Origin of the sequence: Nocardioides sp. CPCC 206348 (assembly GCF_048654705.1) — a bacterium.
In the GTDB taxonomy this organism is placed as follows: Bacteria; Actinomycetota; Actinomycetes; order Propionibacteriales; family Nocardioidaceae; genus Nocardioides.
On sequence record NZ_JBMCZA010000196.1, the window covers coordinates 13,212 to 27,881 of the forward strand.

14 protein-coding genes are annotated in these 14,670 nt (G+C 69.8%); 8 read left to right on the forward strand and 6 right to left on the reverse strand.

The genetic code is table 11. The annotated features are described in order from the left end of the window. Positions 1-55: 55 nt before the first annotated feature. From ACOADB_RS18160 to ACOADB_RS18175, 4 genes are all read right to left on the reverse strand, one after another. The gene (locus ACOADB_RS18160; RefSeq protein WP_378601536.1) at positions 56-2,347 is read right to left on the reverse strand and encodes an MMPL family transporter; all 2,292 of its coding nucleotides are present in this window, start codon (positions 2,345-2,347) and stop codon (positions 56-58) included. 74 nt (positions 2,348-2,421) lie between these two features. Continuing rightward, positions 2,422-3,009 (reverse strand): TetR/AcrR family transcriptional regulator, encoded by a 588-nt coding sequence (locus ACOADB_RS18165; protein ID WP_378601538.1) that lies wholly within the window; start codon positions 3,007-3,009, stop codon positions 2,422-2,424. A 76-nt stretch (positions 3,010-3,085) separates the two neighbouring features. Beyond that, positions 3,086-3,769, reverse strand: coding sequence for a response regulator (locus ACOADB_RS18170; protein WP_378601540.1), 684 nt, complete (start codon positions 3,767-3,769; stop codon positions 3,086-3,088). Between the two features lie 7 nt (positions 3,770-3,776). Beyond that, positions 3,777-5,030 (reverse strand): sensor histidine kinase, encoded by a 1,254-nt coding sequence (locus ACOADB_RS18175; protein WP_378601542.1) that lies wholly within the window; start codon positions 5,028-5,030, stop codon positions 3,777-3,779. Positions 5,031-5,209: 179 nt separating this feature from the next. On the opposite strand from ACOADB_RS18175, the gene ACOADB_RS18180 reads away from it, so the two are divergent. Together ACOADB_RS18180 and ACOADB_RS18185 are read left to right on the forward strand one after the other, a co-directional pair. Continuing rightward, a complete protein-coding gene (locus tag ACOADB_RS18180; RefSeq protein ID WP_378601544.1) occupies positions 5,210-5,551 on the forward strand; it encodes a hypothetical protein in 342 nt (113 codons plus the stop codon). Beyond that, a complete protein-coding gene (locus ACOADB_RS18185) occupies positions 5,538-6,851 on the forward strand; it encodes a cytochrome P450 (RefSeq protein ID WP_378601546.1) in 1,314 nt (437 codons plus the stop codon). Before ACOADB_RS18180 ends, ACOADB_RS18185 begins: the two co-directional genes overlap by 14 nt. 25 nt (positions 6,852-6,876) lie before the next feature. Here ACOADB_RS18185 and ACOADB_RS18190 read toward each other — a convergent pair whose 3' ends face one another. Beyond that, a complete protein-coding gene (locus ACOADB_RS18190) occupies positions 6,877-7,416 on the reverse strand; it encodes a hypothetical protein (protein ID WP_378601547.1) in 540 nt (179 codons plus the stop codon). 209 nt (positions 7,417-7,625) lie between these two features. On the opposite strand from ACOADB_RS18190, the gene ACOADB_RS18195 reads away from it, so the two are divergent. From ACOADB_RS18195 to ACOADB_RS18210, 4 genes are all read left to right on the forward strand, one after another. Next, the gene (locus ACOADB_RS18195) at positions 7,626-9,143 is read left to right on the forward strand and encodes a fatty acid desaturase (protein ID WP_378601549.1); all 1,518 of its coding nucleotides are present in this window, start codon (positions 7,626-7,628) and stop codon (positions 9,141-9,143) included. A 70-nt stretch (positions 9,144-9,213) separates the two neighbouring features. Continuing rightward, positions 9,214-9,408, forward strand: a complete 195-nt coding sequence (locus ACOADB_RS18200) for a ferredoxin (protein ID WP_182378523.1) — start codon at positions 9,214-9,216, stop codon at positions 9,406-9,408. Positions 9,409-9,416: 8 nt separating this feature from the next. Beyond that, complete coding sequence (locus ACOADB_RS18205) at positions 9,417-10,037, forward strand: TetR/AcrR family transcriptional regulator (RefSeq protein ID WP_378601551.1); 621 nt, start codon at positions 9,417-9,419, stop codon at positions 10,035-10,037. 54 nt (positions 10,038-10,091) lie between these two features. Beyond that, positions 10,092-11,327: a M15 family metallopeptidase gene (locus ACOADB_RS18210; RefSeq protein ID WP_378601553.1), complete on the forward strand. Its 1,236-nt coding sequence runs from the start codon at positions 10,092-10,094 to the stop codon at positions 11,325-11,327. Here ACOADB_RS18210 and ACOADB_RS18215 read toward each other — a convergent pair. Further along, positions 11,324-11,680: a thiol-disulfide oxidoreductase DCC family protein gene (locus ACOADB_RS18215; RefSeq protein ID WP_378601555.1), complete on the reverse strand. Its 357-nt coding sequence runs from the start codon at positions 11,678-11,680 to the stop codon at positions 11,324-11,326. The two genes, ACOADB_RS18210 and ACOADB_RS18215, sit on opposite strands and share 4 nt — an antisense overlap. Positions 11,681-11,760: 80 nt before the next feature. Here ACOADB_RS18215 and ACOADB_RS18220 point away from each other — a divergent pair, with 80 nt between their 5' ends. Beyond that, complete coding sequence (locus tag ACOADB_RS18220; RefSeq protein ID WP_378601557.1) at positions 11,761-12,921, forward strand: CaiB/BaiF CoA transferase family protein; 1,161 nt, start codon at positions 11,761-11,763, stop codon at positions 12,919-12,921. A gap of 349 nt (positions 12,922-13,270) precedes the next feature. Next, a partial coding sequence (locus ACOADB_RS18225) for a DEAD/DEAH box helicase (RefSeq protein ID WP_378601559.1) occupies positions 13,271-14,670 on the forward strand: 1,400 nt, incomplete at its 3' end.

The window sequence follows — 14,670 nt, forward strand, 5'->3', positions numbered from 1 at the left end:
CGGGTGAGCCGGTGCGAAACCCCAACTCGGCGGTGACAAACCCCAACTCGGTGGATCAGACGCTGACCAGCTCGCGGTCCTCGTCGCCCTTGCCGACGTGCACGGGACCCGAGGTGCGCTCGAGGGACTCGCCCTCGATGTCGACGTTCGGGAGGATCCGGTCGAGCCAGGCGGGCAGCCACCAGGCCTTCTCTCCGAGCAGGTAGAGCACCGAGGGAATCAGCACCATCCGCACGATGAACGCGTCGAAGATGATCGAGGCGGCCAGGGCGAAGCCCATCGACTTGATGATGGCGTCGTCCTCGAGGATGAAGCCGGCGAACACCGCGATCATGATCGTGGCGGCCGCGGTCACGACCCGGGCGCTGTTGCGGAACCCGTCGATGACGGCCTCGTGCATGGGCAGTCCGTGGACGTGCGCCTCGCGCATCCGGGTGACGAGGAAGACCTGGTAGTCCATCGCGAGCCCGAAGACCACGCCGATCAGGAACACCGGCATGAAGCTGACGATCGGCTGTCCCTCGAAGATCCCGAAGGCACCTTCCTGGAAGATCGCCACCGTCGCACCCAGCGTGGCCAGCACCGAGAGCAGGAAGCCCAGGGTGGCGGTCAGCGGGATCAGGATCGAGCGGAACACCAGCACCAGCAGGATGAACGCCAGCCCGATGACCACCGCGAGGTAGATCGGCAACGCGTTGTTGAGGCGGTCCGACACGTCGGTCGTGATGGCGGTGAGGCCGGTGACGCCGACGGTGGTGCCGGTGTCGGCCTCGATCGCTCCCTGGCCGTTGCGCAGTGCCTCGAGGAGGTCGAGCGTGGCCGGCTCGTCGGGACCCGACGACGGCGTGACCTGGATGATCGCGCCGGTGCCGACACCGGTCGGCGTGCCGTTCTCGTCGTACGACGCATTGGTGGCGACGAGGTCCGCACTGGCGACGTCGTCCTGGGCACCTGCCCAGGCCACGACCTTGTCGAAGGCCGCCTGGCGCTGGTCGTCGTTGGCGATGTCGCGGCCGTCGACCACGACCACGAGCGGACCCTCGCGGCCGGGGCCGAACGCCTCGGTCATCAGGTCGGACGCCTGGCGCTGCGTCGTGTCCGACGAGGCGGTGCTGTCGGTCGGGAACGCGAGGTACATCTGCGTGATCGGCGCGGCGAGCGCACCGAGCAGCAGGACGACGCCGAGCGCCCAGGCGACGGGAGCCTTCGCGAGGACCCGCGCCCAGCGGACGCCGTTGTTCTCGACACGGCCGTGCTCGTCGCGCTTCGGCTCGTACTTGCGCACCTGGCCGCGGAACGCCCACGACTTTGTCAGGCCCAGCAGTGCGGGCAGCAAGGTCAGCGCCACCATCACGGCGACGAACACGGTCGCCGCTGCGGCCAGGCCCATGGCCGTCAGGAACGGAATGCGTACGACGGCAAGGGCCGACAGCGCGATCAGGACCGTGAGTCCGGCGAAGACCACGGCGGAACCCGCCGTACCGACGGCGATCCCGGCCGCGTGGGCCCGGTCGTCGGTGTGGTGCAGCTCGGTGCGGTAGCGGGCGAGGATGAACAGCGTGTAGTCGATGCCGACCGCGAGGCCGATCATCGTGGCGAGCATGGGCGTGCTCGAGCCGACGTCCATGACCGCGGTCATCGCGGTGATGCCGGTCATGCCGAGACCGACGCCGAACACCGCGTTGAGCAGGGGCATGCCTGCAGCGAGCAGCGAGCCGAAGGTCAGCACCAGCACGATCAGGGCGATGCCGAGCCCGAGGAGCTCGGCCGAGCCGCCCGGCGGTTCCATGACGGCCATGCCGGGACCGTTGGCCGTGGCCACCAGGCCGGTGTCGTCGGTGGTCTCGGTGAGCAGGTCCTTGAGGTCGTCGACCGTCGTCGTCTTGAGGTCGGAGGGCGACTTCACGTCCCAGGTGAACGACAGCACGCCGATCCGGCCGTCGCCGGAGAGCGTCACGGCGCCGGGCGGCGTACCTTCGGCTGCCGCGACGGGCGCGACCAGCTGCGGGTTCTCCGCAGCGGTCTGCGGCAGCGTCGGGACTTCGCCGATTAGGTGCTGGATCGCCGCCTGGTAGTGCGGTTCCGCGAGGGTGTGGCCCTCGGGCGCGGCCACCACGATGTTGACCGTGGCGTCGTCGAAGGCGTCACCGGTGTCGGGGAACAGCTCCTTCTGGATGTCGGCGGCCTGCTCCGAGGGGATGCCCGGGATCGTGAACGAGTCCGTCATGGGCTTGGAGAAGGCGGCGGCAAGGCTGCCGACGATGACGGCGAGCAACAGCCAGCCGGCGATGAAGAAGGGCCAACGGCGGTACGCCGTCGAGCCGATGCGGTAGAGCAGGCGGGCCATGTGAGGACTCCTGTGAGGGTGGCGAGGTCGACACAGGGATCGCCCGTGTCGGACCGGATGGGGTGGGGAAGGGGTCAGGCGAGGATGCTGCGGGCATCGCTGACCGCTGCGTCGAAGTGCTCGGAGAAGGTGCGCGTGGTGTCCTCGACGGTGCGTTCCAGCGCGTGGTCGAAGCAGGTGATCAGGATCCGCAGCAGGAGGCGGACCTTCTCGGGCGGGAAGTCGTTGCCCTCGCGCTGCCGGACGCAGTCACCGAGGAGCGTGGCGGCCAGCTCGAAGCGCTTGTGCACCAGCTGCAACAGGCGGGGTTCGCCCATGATGGCCTCGCGGACGGCGCCCATGGCCTGGCCGGCCTCGGCCCGCTCCCGCGTCGCCTCGTGGGCGATCAGGATCAGGTCGTCGAACAGCTGGCCCGTGGGCCCGCCGGCCACGAACGTGTCGACGTGCTCCTGGTCGACCTCGGGCTCCGGGCCGAGGATGACCTCCGCCTTGCCGTCGAAGTAGTTGAAGACGGTCCGGCGGGACACGTCGGCGGCAGCGGCGAGGTCGTCGATGGTCCAGCCGTCGAACCCGCGGTCGATCGTGAGCTGCACTGCGCACTGCTGGAGACGGAGCGCGGTCTGGGTCCGCTTCGTCTCACGGCGATTGCACAGTTCGTTCATGAGTGCATCTTTGCACCGCTATGAATCGAAGTGCAAGTTTTGTGAGGGCGGTCACGCGCAGGGTGGGCTCGTGGGGTCAGCCGGGTGCCGGGGTGACCAGCCCGTTGTCGTAGGCGTAGACGATCGCGGCGGGCCGGTCGCGCAGGCCGAGCTTGGTGAAGATCCGGCCGACGTGGCTCTTCACGGTCAGCTCCGAGATCACCAGGTCGAGGGCGATCTCGCCGTTGCTGCGCCCGAGCGCCATCCGGCGCAGCACCTCGAGCTCGCGGACGGTCAGCTGGTCGACGGCACCCCGCACGCCCGACGCCTCGGGGCGCGGAGCAATGCTCCGGAACCGGTGCAGCACCCGGCCGGTCACCGACGGGTCGAGCCAATTGCCGCCTTCGGCGATGGTGCGTACGGCGCGGATCAGGTCGTCCGCCGAGGAGTCCTTCAGCAAGAAGCCCGCAGCGCCGGCGCGCAATGCACCGGACAGCATCTCGTCGTCGTCGAAGGTCGTCAGGACCAGGACGGGCGGACCGTCGCCCCGCGCGACCACCGCGCCCGTCGCGGTGATCCCGTCGACGGTGCGCATCCGCAGGTCCATCACGATCACGTCGACGCCACCGGGCAGGCCGTCGAGGACGGCGGGCACCTCCGAGCCGTCGCCGCACTCGGCGACGATCTCGAACCCGTCGCGCCGGCGCAGGATCCGGCGCAGTCCGGACCGCACCAGCTCCTGGTCGTCGACGAGCACGACCCGCACGGTCGGTTCGATCACGTGGGACTCACCTTTCCGATCGCCCTGCGCACGGCAGCTCCACCCAGGCCTCGCGACGTGTGCCCCGTTCCGGTCCCAGTCGTACGACGACCTCCCACTCACCGTCCGCGACGCCGGTGCGCAGCGTCGCCCCGAGCTGGGTCGCCCGCGCCTGCATGCCGGCGAGGCCAGAGCCGAGCCCGTCGGCACGGGGTCGACCGGGCGGCAGGGGGTTGCGGACCCGCAGCGTGGCGGCACCAGCACCGGTCACCTGGAACGACACCCGGGCCACGCCGCCGCCGTGCTTGGTGACGTTGGCCAGCGACTCCTGGGCGATCCGGTACAGACCGAGGCCGGCGGCGGCACTGAGGGTGCCGGGGTCGCCCTGCTCGTCGTACTCCACGCGAAGGCCGGCGGCGGACACCTCCTGCACGAGGGCCGCGATGTCGGTGGCACCGGGCAGGGCGTTGCGGTCGCTGGGGCCGTCGGCCATGGCGCTGACGGTGCGGCGGATGTCGGCCATGGCGCGTCGGCCGACCTGTTCGGCGTCGGCGAGCGCTGCGTCGACCTCGGCCACGGCGTCGGCGGTCTCGGCCGGACCGGGCGCGTCGGCGATGTCCCTGAGGGCCCGGCGGGCGCCGGTGACCTGGAGCAGCGAGACGCTCAGCGAATGGGCGACGAGGTCGTGGATCTCGCGGGCGATGCGTTCGCGTTCGGCGGTGGTGGCCTGGGCCCAGGCGCCCTCGCGGGCCGCGCGCTCCGATGCCAACGCACGCATCTGCCACCACAGCATGGCGCCGACGACGAAGCCGAGGAGCACCTCCAGCAGGTAGACGCCGTAGCTGTCGAGGTCGGCAGTGACCTCGGTCGCCACGATCACGACGGCCGCGACCGTGGCGACCACGGCCCCGGGTCGCAGGCCGTCACGGGCGACCGCCTCAGCCGCGATCAGGGCCAGCAGGGCCGGGGCGAGGTCGATGCCGGACGCCACGGGGGACGCCATCAGCACGGCCGCGGCCACGATCGTGGCCGCGCTGTCGATCCACCACGGCAGCCAGCCGCCGAGGCCGAAGTGCACGACCGGTGAGACGAGCACCAGCAGCACGGTCGCGGTCATCGGCTGCACCGGCCACAGGGCGTCGCGCTGGGCGATGGCCACGACGACGGCGACGACCTGCCCGACGAAACAGGTCATCGGCACCCACCACGGGTAGAGGATGTCGCGGCGCGCGAGATTGCGCTCGATCCGCTGGTGCACCCAGCGCGGCAGCCGCCACAACATGACCCCAGCCTAGGCACCCCGCGCGGGGTCGGCATCGGTCCGCGGGAGGTGGTCGGACTACTCCCATGGGAGGAGTCCAGGTGCCTGCCGTGGACCGATGTCCCTGCCGCTGGTCCTCCGTAGCGTCGTCGGCATCCCCCGGGACACCTCCGTCCCACCGAAGAGAGGCCGTGAGGACCATGACCTGGACCGAGACCCACCGACGCTGGCAGGCGCTGCGCTCCATCGAGGAGCAGTTGGCCGACGCCACGAACCCCGAGCTTCCCTGGAACGACGAGCTCGCGCTGATCTTCGGCGATCGCGTCGGCCTGCTCGCCGCGCTTCGCTACCGCCACCACCTGAGCGTCAACACCCAGATGGACACACACCTGCCCGAGCGGGTGCTCGAGGAGCAACGCGCCGAGCTGATCCGCCGGACCCGTGGGGTGTTGCGGGTCCTGCAGGCCGAGGCGGATGCTGACCACGTGCGCGGGAGCCAGGACCACCAGGACAAGAGGGGTACGACGCGTGCGGTCGCCTGATCTGCCGCGCTCCTTCGCTGCGTGGACCCTCGCCCACGGGATCCAGCGCGCACTCATCCAGCGCGGGGCGCGCAAGGGTGACCTGATCAGCCGGATGGTGATGGATCCCGCGCTGCGCCTCGACCCGTTCCCGGCGTACGAGGAACTGCGTGGCCGTGGGTTGATCAGCGCCAATGAACTGATCTCGGCGAGTGTCGATCACGCCGTGTGCAACGAGGTGCTCCGTAGCGATGCCTTCGGTACCGCCGGCGGGCAGGGTGAACTGCCCAAGCCGTTGCAGTGGCTGCACCACAAGGTGATCGACCCCGACACCCTGGGGCCGGTGGACCCGCCGTCGATGCTCGCGGTCGATCCGCCGCTGCACACCCGCTATCGCAAGCAGGTGGCTCGCGCGTTCACCGCCCGCAAGGTCGGCCGGATGGGGGACCGGGTCGAGTCCGTGGCGGCCGGCCTGCTCGACGACCTGGACGGCGTCGAGGACTTCGACCTCATCGACCGCTACGCCTCCCAGTTGCCGGTCACGGTGATCGCTGACCTCCTCGGTGTCCCGGAGCAGGACCGCGGCCGGCTGCTGGAGCTGGGCAACGCGGCCGCCGTCACTCTCGACCCGGGCCTGCCGTGGCGCGAGTTCCGCCGGGCCGAACGTGCCATCCGCGAGATGCACACGTGGTTTCGCGGTCACGTCGAGAGAATCGAGGCGAATCCCGGCGACGACCTGATCAGTCAGCTCGTCCTGCTCGACGGCCCCGACCGGCTGGACCCGGTCGAGCTGCGCCAGGTCGGCCTGCTGGTGCTCGCGGCCGGCTTCGAGACGACCGTGAACCTCATCGGCAACGCCGTGGCGATGCTGGACGAGCACCCCGACCAGCTGGCCTGGCTGCTGCAGAATCCCGACGGCTGGGGCAATGCGGTGGACGAGGTGCTCCGGCACCAGTCGCCGGTGCAGCTCACCTTGCGGATCGCGCTGCGCGAGACCGTGGTGGCCGGAAAGGTGTTCGAACCGGGCCACGGCATCCTGCTCTACTTCGGCGGTGCCAACCGCGACCCGGCCGTCTTCGAGAACCCTGCGGCGTTCGACGTGACGCGCACCAATGCCGACCAGCACCTCGGCTTCTCGGCGGGTGTGCACTTCTGCCTCGGTGCGAGCCTGGCCCGGCTCGAAGCCGCGGTGGCGTTGCGAGCGTTGTACGAGCGCTACCCGGACCTCCGCGTGGCGAGCGCTCCCGAGCGTCGTGGCACGCGCGTGTTGCGGGGCTTCGAGCACCTGCCGGTGACGACCGGGGCCCGGGTCGTCGCCTGACGGTGCTCACCAGCCAGGGCGCAGGTCAGAGGCGCTGGATCGGACCACTCGAGGCGCCCACCACGCCGAATGCCTCACGCAGCCCGGACGCCTGGCCGCCGGACTCCAGCGCGTCGGCGAGCTTGCCGACCGGGCGCGCCCACGGCCACACGTGCACGACCATCAGGACCAGTGCGACGAGTGCGCCGCCGGCGTAGATGAGGAAGCCACCATCGGTCAGCACGAAGGCCAGCGCGAGCGACAGGATCGCGATCGTCTCGCTGAGGGCGAAGCGCACGATCATGGTCGACTGCCAGCTTGCCCTGGCCTGGGCCTCGGCGTCGTCGCCGGTGAGCGAGGGATCCAGTGCAGCGACGTGGTAGCCGATCGCCTCGAGCACGGTGTGGACGGCGATGCCGGCAACCACCTGGGCGATCGGGACCCACAGCGGCGGAGCCTCGTCGACCGGGAGCACGAAGAAGCACGCCAGTCCGATGAAGACCAGGGCCCCCATCAGCGAGCCGCTCAGGATCCGGGTCGACGTGGCGAACGGGGCGGCGGCAGGCGCGGGCGTGGTTGACGGCATGACGTGACACTACCGAGCACCGTGAGCCCTCCGGGGCGCAGCCGCGGGCCGTCCGGGCCAACGGTGACCGGCGTCATCCACTTTACAGATCACTGGGGGTTGTCAAATGCCCTTTACAAGTCGTACCGTCTTGTCAAGCGACATTGAACGTCGCTGCCGCTGTGCCCGGGGAGGGACCCAGCGTGTACCCAGATGGAAGGCAGAGATCGATGGAGACCTCGAGCGCCGGGATGAATCCCGAGCAGATCGGAAAGACCGTCCCCGACGGTTCCACCGAGAAGTGGAAGGACAAGAAGCGCTACCTGTGGCTTCTTGGGCTGATGGTGCCCGGGCTCGGCATCTCTGCCGTCATCGCGTGGCTCTACACCGACTGGATGTGGCTGCTGCTCGCCGGACCGATCCTGGTGAACGCGGTCATCCCGCTGCTCGACCTGGCGCTCGGCCTCGACCCGTCCAACCCGCCGGACGACGTGATGGAGGAGCTCGAGAACGACAAGTACTACCGCTGGGTGGTCTACGCGTACATCCCGCTCCAGTTCTTCATCCTGTTCGCGGGCTTCGCCATCATCGCGGGCACCAACCCCGTCGCCTGGTTCACCGACCTCGTCGGCGCGACCAGCTGGGTCACCGACAACCTCGGTGCCGACCTCGTGCGCTCGGTCGACATGACCTGGTACGAGAAGCTCTTCCTCGCCGTGTCGATCGCCGGCGTCCAGGGCATTGCGATCAACACGGCCCACGAGCTCGGCCACAAGAAGGAGAACGTCGAGCGCTGGCTCAGCAAGATCGCCCTCGCGCCGACCTTCTACGGCCACTTCTACATCGAGCACAACCGGGGCCACCACGTCCGCGTCGCCACCCCCGAGGACCCCGCGTCCAGCCGCCTGGGTGAGTCGTTCTGGGCCTTCTGGCCGCGCACCGTCATGGGCTCGCTCAAGTCCGGGTGGGGCGTCGAGGCCAAGCGCTACAAGCGCAAGGGCACGCACCCGTTCCACGTCGGCAACGACGTGCTCAACGCCTGGGTGATGTCGGCAGTCCTGTACGGCGGCATGTTCGCGTTGTTCGGCTGGCAGATCGCGCCGTACGCCCTGGTCACGATCGTCTTCGGCTTCTCGCTGCTGGAGATCATCAACTACCTCGAGCACTACGGCATGAAGCGCCAGAAGGTCGGCGAGAAGCAGCGCTACGAGCGGGTGCTGCCGATGCACAGCTGGAACAGCAACAACATCGTCACCAACCTGTTCCTGTACCACCTGCAGCGTCACAGCGACCACCACGCCAACCCGACCCGGCGCTACCAGACGCTGCGCGACTTCAAGGAGTCGCCGGCCCTGCCGACCGGCTACGCCGGCATGCTGACCCTCGCCCTGTTCCCGCCGCTGTGGCGCAAGGTGATGGACCACCGCGTGGTCGAGCACCTCGACGGCGACGTCACCCTGGCCAACATCCACCCGAGGAAGGTGGAGAAGTACCTCGCCAAGTTCCCGCCGCCGGAGGTGCACGTCCAGCACGAGGACCACTGGCTGCAGAACCAGACGGGCGAGGTCCTCGCCGCCAAGTGCCCCGGCTGCTCCTACACCTACGAGGTGGCTGCGGGCGACGAGCACCAGGGCTTCGCAGCGGGTACGGCGTGGGCCGACATCCCCGAGGACTGGTTCTGCCCTGACTGCGGCGTCCGGGACAAGGCAGACTTTGTCCCCTTCGACCCCGAGAAGATTGAGGCCTGATCCAGATGAACCACCCCACGAAGTTCTTCTCCCCCGCTTCGCTCCTCCGAACAACTTCGCGGGGGCCCCGGTGAAGATCGTCGCTGACCTGAACAAGTGTGAAGGCCTCGGCATGTGCGAGGCCATGGCCAACGACTACTTCATGGTCGATGAGGACGAGGACAAGGTCGAGGTGCTCGACGACTCGCCCCCGGAGGCGGATCGCGCGCACGTCTACGCTGCAGTCCAGGCTTGCCCCGTCCTTGCGCTGACCCTGGAAGGCTGATTTTCCCGATGTCGATTCTCGCGGGACGTCCCGCGAAGGCGTACGAGGTTGTCTCCCCTGCGGGGGAGGCAGCCTCGTCGCTGCGGGATCGCCTGATCGATTCCGCGGTCGGGGTCATGACGACCGCCGGCTGGGGGAAGGTCACCATGGCCCGCCTGGCCGACGAGGTCGGCGTCAGCCGGCAGACGGTCTACAACGAGATCGGCACCAAGAACGACCTCGCCGAAGCGATGGTCATGCGCGAGCTCGACCGGTTCCTCGCCGGCGTGACGCGCTCGTTCGACGAGAACCCGGCCGACCTGATCAACGCGATCCGCGCCTCCGCGCGCCGCGTGCTGAAGTACGCCGAGGACAACGCCCTGCTCCACGCGGTCGTGTCCGCCACCCATGGCGCCGACACCGAGCTGCTGCCGCTGCTGACCACCCACTCGGAGTACCTCCTCGAGGGAGCCAAGACCGTCATCTCCGAGCGCGTGGCGTCGTACGACGTCGACCTGCCCGCGGAACGTCTCGACGCCAGCATCGACATGGTCGTGAGGCTGGTGCTCAGTCACGTCATGCAGCCGTCGGGCGACCCGGCCCGGACGGGCGACGACATCGCATGGATCGCTGAACGCGTCCTGCGCTGACCGGTATCCTCCCTGTGGGAGGACTACCGGGTCACCGGTGGCAGGGAAGGGACAATGGGGTTGGCGCGAGGACGCGTACGGCTGACGGCTGGCCTGACGACTGGGCTGTCGGCCGTCGTTGCCGCGACGCTGCTGGTCGGTTGTGGAACGCCCGAGAAGGGCACGTCGGAGGCCAAGCCGAGCAAGGCGGCCGCCTCCACGACCGAGATTCCGACCGACGCGGCTGATCCGTCCCACGCCGTGGCGCCACCGGGCAAGTTCGACGGCACCCAGTTCGGCGACGACCTGCTCCTGGTCAGCAACAAGACCATCCCTGCCGACGTCCTCAAGCAGATCACCGGCGTGAAGGTGAAGGGCAAGGTGGGCGTGGCCGCCCACACCCAGCTGTCCTACGGACAGTTCTCCGTCGAGAACAAGCTGTTCAACATCGCCGCGGTCGACCCGGCGGAGTACCGCCGGTTCTCCGGGCCGAACAGCGCGAAGTTCCAGGAGCAGTGGGACCGGATCGCCGGTGGCGAGGTCTCCGTGGCCGTGCACCTGCAGCAGGAGCTCCCGATCGACGGCAAGGGCTACCTCGAGGTCGGCAAGCAGAGCATCCACGTCGGCTCGTGGGACCGCGAGGGAGTCGACAGCGTCGACGCCGTGGTCAACGAGAAGTGGGGCGAGGAGCTCGGCCTGCCCGAGGACAACGCCGTACTGATCAACACCGGCATCACCTCGCCGCAGGCGGTCCGCAAGGTCATCGAGAGAACCTTCGGCGAGGACGCCTTCTCCATCACGGCGCTCGACATCGTCGCCCAGGCCGGCATCGACCTCGACACCTTCCAGAACGTCATCCCCGTCGGCGCCTTCGGCGACGCGGTCGGGGTGTTCCGGTACCGCCCGATCGGCGGCGGCCGGATCGCGCCCGACCCTGCGTGGGTGCGGTCCCACATCGTCACCGAACAGGTGCCGATCCTCGGCCGGGTGACCTGCAACAAGTACATGATGCCGCAGCTCAAGGCCGCCCTCGCCGAGGTCGTGACCAGCAAGCTGGCCGACAAGATCCATGCCAACGAGTACGCCGGCTGCTACTACCCGCGCTTCATCGCCGGGTCCTCGTCGCTGTCGAACCACTCGTTCGGCCTCGCGCTCGACTTCAACGTGCCCGGCAACCAACGCGGCACGGTCGGCCAGATGGACCGCCGGGTCGTCGCGATCTTCAAGCGCTGGGGCTTCGCCTGGGGCGGCGACTGGGCGTTCACGGACCCGATGCACTTCGAGCTCGCGCGCATCGTCAATCCTGGTTAGATCCGGCAGGCGTCGGTCGAGCCGGGCAGCTTGTAGCGGTACCGCGCCACCAGCCGGTAGCCCACCGCCGCGAACGGACGCACCACGCGCCAGGTGAGCACGCGGCCCATCCAGCGCCACGGAGGGCCGCAGGTCAGCAGTGCCTGCGCGATCGCGTCGGCCCCGCTCGCGGTGACCGCGCCGGTCGGGTCCTGCCACTGGACCGCCGTGGAGACCTGCTCCTCGGTGAGGCCGAGGGCGTCGAGGTCGAGCGCCTGCCACGGGACGATCGCGCAGTCGCCGTGGCGCTGCAGCCACTGGGCCGACCGGGTGCAGAAACCGCAGTCGCCGTCGTAGATGCAGGTGCCGGTCATGCCTCCAGCGTACGGCGCCAGGTCTCACGGGACGGCGGACGTTGACACCATCACTGTCACGTTCATGCCATGATCGGCCCATGACGTTCGCACTGGGTCAGGGAACCGGTCCGCTCAAGGGCCTCAAGGTCGTCGAGATCGCCGGCATCGGGCCGAGCCCGCACGCGTGCATGCTGCTGGCCGACCTGGGCGCCGACGTGATCCGGGTCGAGCGCCCCGGCGGGCAGATGCTCTCCGGTGGTTCGCACGACCTGCTCAACCGGGGCCGGCCGAGCATCGCGCTCGACCTGAAGAACCCCGAAGCCGTCGCGACCGTGCTGGACCTGGTGGCCGAGGCGGACGTCCTCGTGGAGGGCATGCGCCCCGGCGTCACCGAGCGCCTCGGCCTCGGCCCCGAGGACTGCCATGCGCGCAACCCGCGCCTGGTCTACGCCCGGATGACCGGCTGGGGCCAGGACGGCCCGTGGTCACAGGTCGCCGGCCACGACATGAACTACATCGCCATCACCGGCACCCTCCACGGCCTCGGCCAGTCCAAGGACAAGCCGCAGTTCCCGACCAACCTCGTCGGTGACTTCGGTGGCGGGTCGACGTACCTCGTCATCGGGATCCTGGCCGCGATCTTCGAGGCAAAGACCTCCGGCCAGGGCCAGGTCGTCGACGCCGCGATCGTCGACGGCACCGCGAGCCTCAACGCAATGACCTCGGCCTTCCTGGCCGGCAACGGCTTCAAGGAGGAGCGGGCCGCGAACATGCTCGACGGTGGGGCGCCGTACTACGACATCTACGAGACCTCGGACGGCGAGCACCTCTCGGTCGGCGCGCTGGAGCCGCAGTTCTACGACCTGCTGATCGACCTGCTCGGACTCAAGGAGCAGGCCCCGGACCGCTGGGACCCGGAGAAGACCGACGAGCTGCGCAAGCTCCTCACCACCACGTTCCTCACCAAGACGCGCGACGAGTGGTGCGCGATCTTCGACGGCACCGACGCCTGCGTGGCGCCGATCCTCAAGCTCAGCGAGGCGCCCGAGCACCCGCACATCAAGGGCCGCGGAGTCTTCGTCGAGCACGAGGGGATCCTGCAGCCGCAGCCCGCACCGCGGTTCTCCCGCACGCAGGCCACCCTGTCGCACCCGCCCGCCCCCGGCGCCGGCGCCCACACCCGCGAGGCCCTGCTGGCCTGGGGGATCGAGGACGTCGACGGGCTGATCGAGCGCGGCGCGGCGGTGCAGCTCGGCTGATCGGGCCGCCCGGCTGTAACACGCTGTCCGCCCCTCAAGGCGCCCCATGTCAGTGGTAGCCGCCCCTCACAGAGCCCCCTTTGCGATGTCATCGGTCGGGCAGTGGAGCGGACAACGTGTTACAGCCCACACCCGCTCCACGCTCCGGGATGCAACGCGACACGTCCGCAACCCCTAGTGTGGAGTCACCGATCCGGCCAGTCTTGCCCTGGATCCTGCGCTCCGCCCGCGGATGCGCCCTCTACCTGAGGCACCGCTTCACCGCCCGTCACCAGACGGGCAGCACGGCGAGACGCCCACATCAGGGGGCTGCGCCGAGTTGTTGCGGTCCCCGGAGAGAAACACCTCCATGACTTCCACGTTCGCCGACCTCGGCGTTCCCTCTGACCTGCTCGCCGTCCTGACGGCCGACGGGATCACCATCCCCACCCCGATCCAGGCCGCGACGCTGCCGGACTCCCTGGCGGGACGCGACGTCCTCGGCCGCGGTCGTACCGGCTCCGGCAAGACCTACGCGTTCGGCCTCCCGCTCGTCGCCCGGCTCGCCTCCGCGAACCGCCGCCCGGCCCCCAAGAAGCCGCGCGCCCTGGTGCTCGCGCCGACCCGTGAGCTCGTCTCGCAGATCGCCGCGACCATCACCCCGCTCGCGAAGGCCTCCGGCCTGAGCGTCACGACCGTCTTCGGTGGCGTCGGCCAGGGCCCGCAGGTCAACGCCCTGCGCCAGGGCGTCGACATCGTCATCGCCTGCCCCGGCCGGCTCGAGGACCTGATCCAGCAGCGCGCCTGCGACCTCAGCGACATCCAGGTCACCGTGCTGGACGAGGCCGACCACATGGCCGACCTCGGCTTCCTTCCCGCCGTACGACGCCTGCTGGACCAGACGCCGAAGAACGGCCAGCGGATGCTGTTCTCCGCCACGCTCGACGGAGCGATCAACGTGCTCGTCAAGCGCTTCCTCGCCAACCCGGCCGTCCACGAGGCCGACTCGGCCCAGTCGCCGGTCGCCAAGATGGACCACCACGTACTGCACATCGAGCGCGAGCAGCGCCTCGCCGTGCTGATCGACCTGGTCAGCGCGCCGGGCCGCACGGTCGTCTTCACCCGCACCAAGCACGGCGCGAAGGGGCTGGCCCGCCAGCTCAACAGCAACGGCGTGCCCGCGGTCGACCTGCACGGCAACCTGAGCCAGGGCGCGCGCACCCGCAACATGGACGCCTTCCACAGCGGCACCGCGACCACCCTGGTGGCCACGGACATCGCCGCCCGAGGCATCCACGTCGACGACGTCTCGCTCGTCGTCCACGCCGACCCGCCGGCCGAGCACAAGGCCTACCTGCACCGTTCGGGCCGTACGGCGCGCGCGGGTGCCGCAGGCACCGTCATCACCCTGATGACCAGCGACCAGCGTCGTGACGTCAGCGACCTGACCCGGGCGGCCGGCATCAAGCCGACCACCACCCGGATCGACAACCCCAACCACCCGATGCTCAAGGAGCTCGCCCCCGGCGAGCGCTCGCGCCCCGGTGGCATCGACCTCGGTCCGGCCCCCTCGGCCGGTGGCGGCGGCAACGGTGGCGGCGGTCGCAACCGCGGCAAGTCCGGTGGTGGCCGTCCGGCAGCGAAGACGGGCACCAAGACGGGCGGCGGCCGCTCCGGCGGAGCCCCGCGCGGCAACGGTGGCGCCTCCGCTGGTGCCAAGTCCGGCCAGTCCAGCAAGACCGGCCAGTCGGCCGGCGGCAACCGCGGTCG

What these genes read in the sequence shown, in the direction of transcription:
- ACOADB_RS18160 (WP_378601536.1), bottom strand. Translation starts at nt 2,347, where the DNA reads ATGGCCCGCCTGCTCTACCGCATCGGCTCGACGGCGTACCGCCGTTGG.
- ACOADB_RS18165 (WP_378601538.1), bottom strand. Translation starts at nt 3,009, where the DNA reads ATGAACGAACTGTGCAATCGCCGTGAGACGAAGCGGACCCAGACCGCG.
- ACOADB_RS18175 (WP_378601542.1), bottom strand. Translation starts at nt 5,030, where the DNA reads ATGTTGTGGCGGCTGCCGCGCTGGGTGCACCAGCGGATCGAGCGCAAT.
- ACOADB_RS18180 (WP_378601544.1), top strand. Translation starts at nt 5,210, where the DNA reads ATGACCTGGACCGAGACCCACCGACGCTGGCAGGCGCTGCGCTCCATC.
- ACOADB_RS18190 (WP_378601547.1), bottom strand. Translation starts at nt 7,416, where the DNA reads ATGCCGTCAACCACGCCCGCGCCTGCCGCCGCCCCGTTCGCCACGTCG.
- ACOADB_RS18195 (WP_378601549.1), top strand. Translation starts at nt 7,626, where the DNA reads ATGGAGACCTCGAGCGCCGGGATGAATCCCGAGCAGATCGGAAAGACC.
- ACOADB_RS18205 (WP_378601551.1), top strand. Translation starts at nt 9,417, where the DNA reads ATGTCGATTCTCGCGGGACGTCCCGCGAAGGCGTACGAGGTTGTCTCC.
- ACOADB_RS18210 (WP_378601553.1), top strand. Translation starts at nt 10,092, where the DNA reads ATGGGGTTGGCGCGAGGACGCGTACGGCTGACGGCTGGCCTGACGACT.
- ACOADB_RS18215 (WP_378601555.1), bottom strand. Translation starts at nt 11,680, where the DNA reads ATGACCGGCACCTGCATCTACGACGGCGACTGCGGTTTCTGCACCCGG.
- ACOADB_RS18220 (WP_378601557.1), top strand. Translation starts at nt 11,761, where the DNA reads ATGACGTTCGCACTGGGTCAGGGAACCGGTCCGCTCAAGGGCCTCAAG.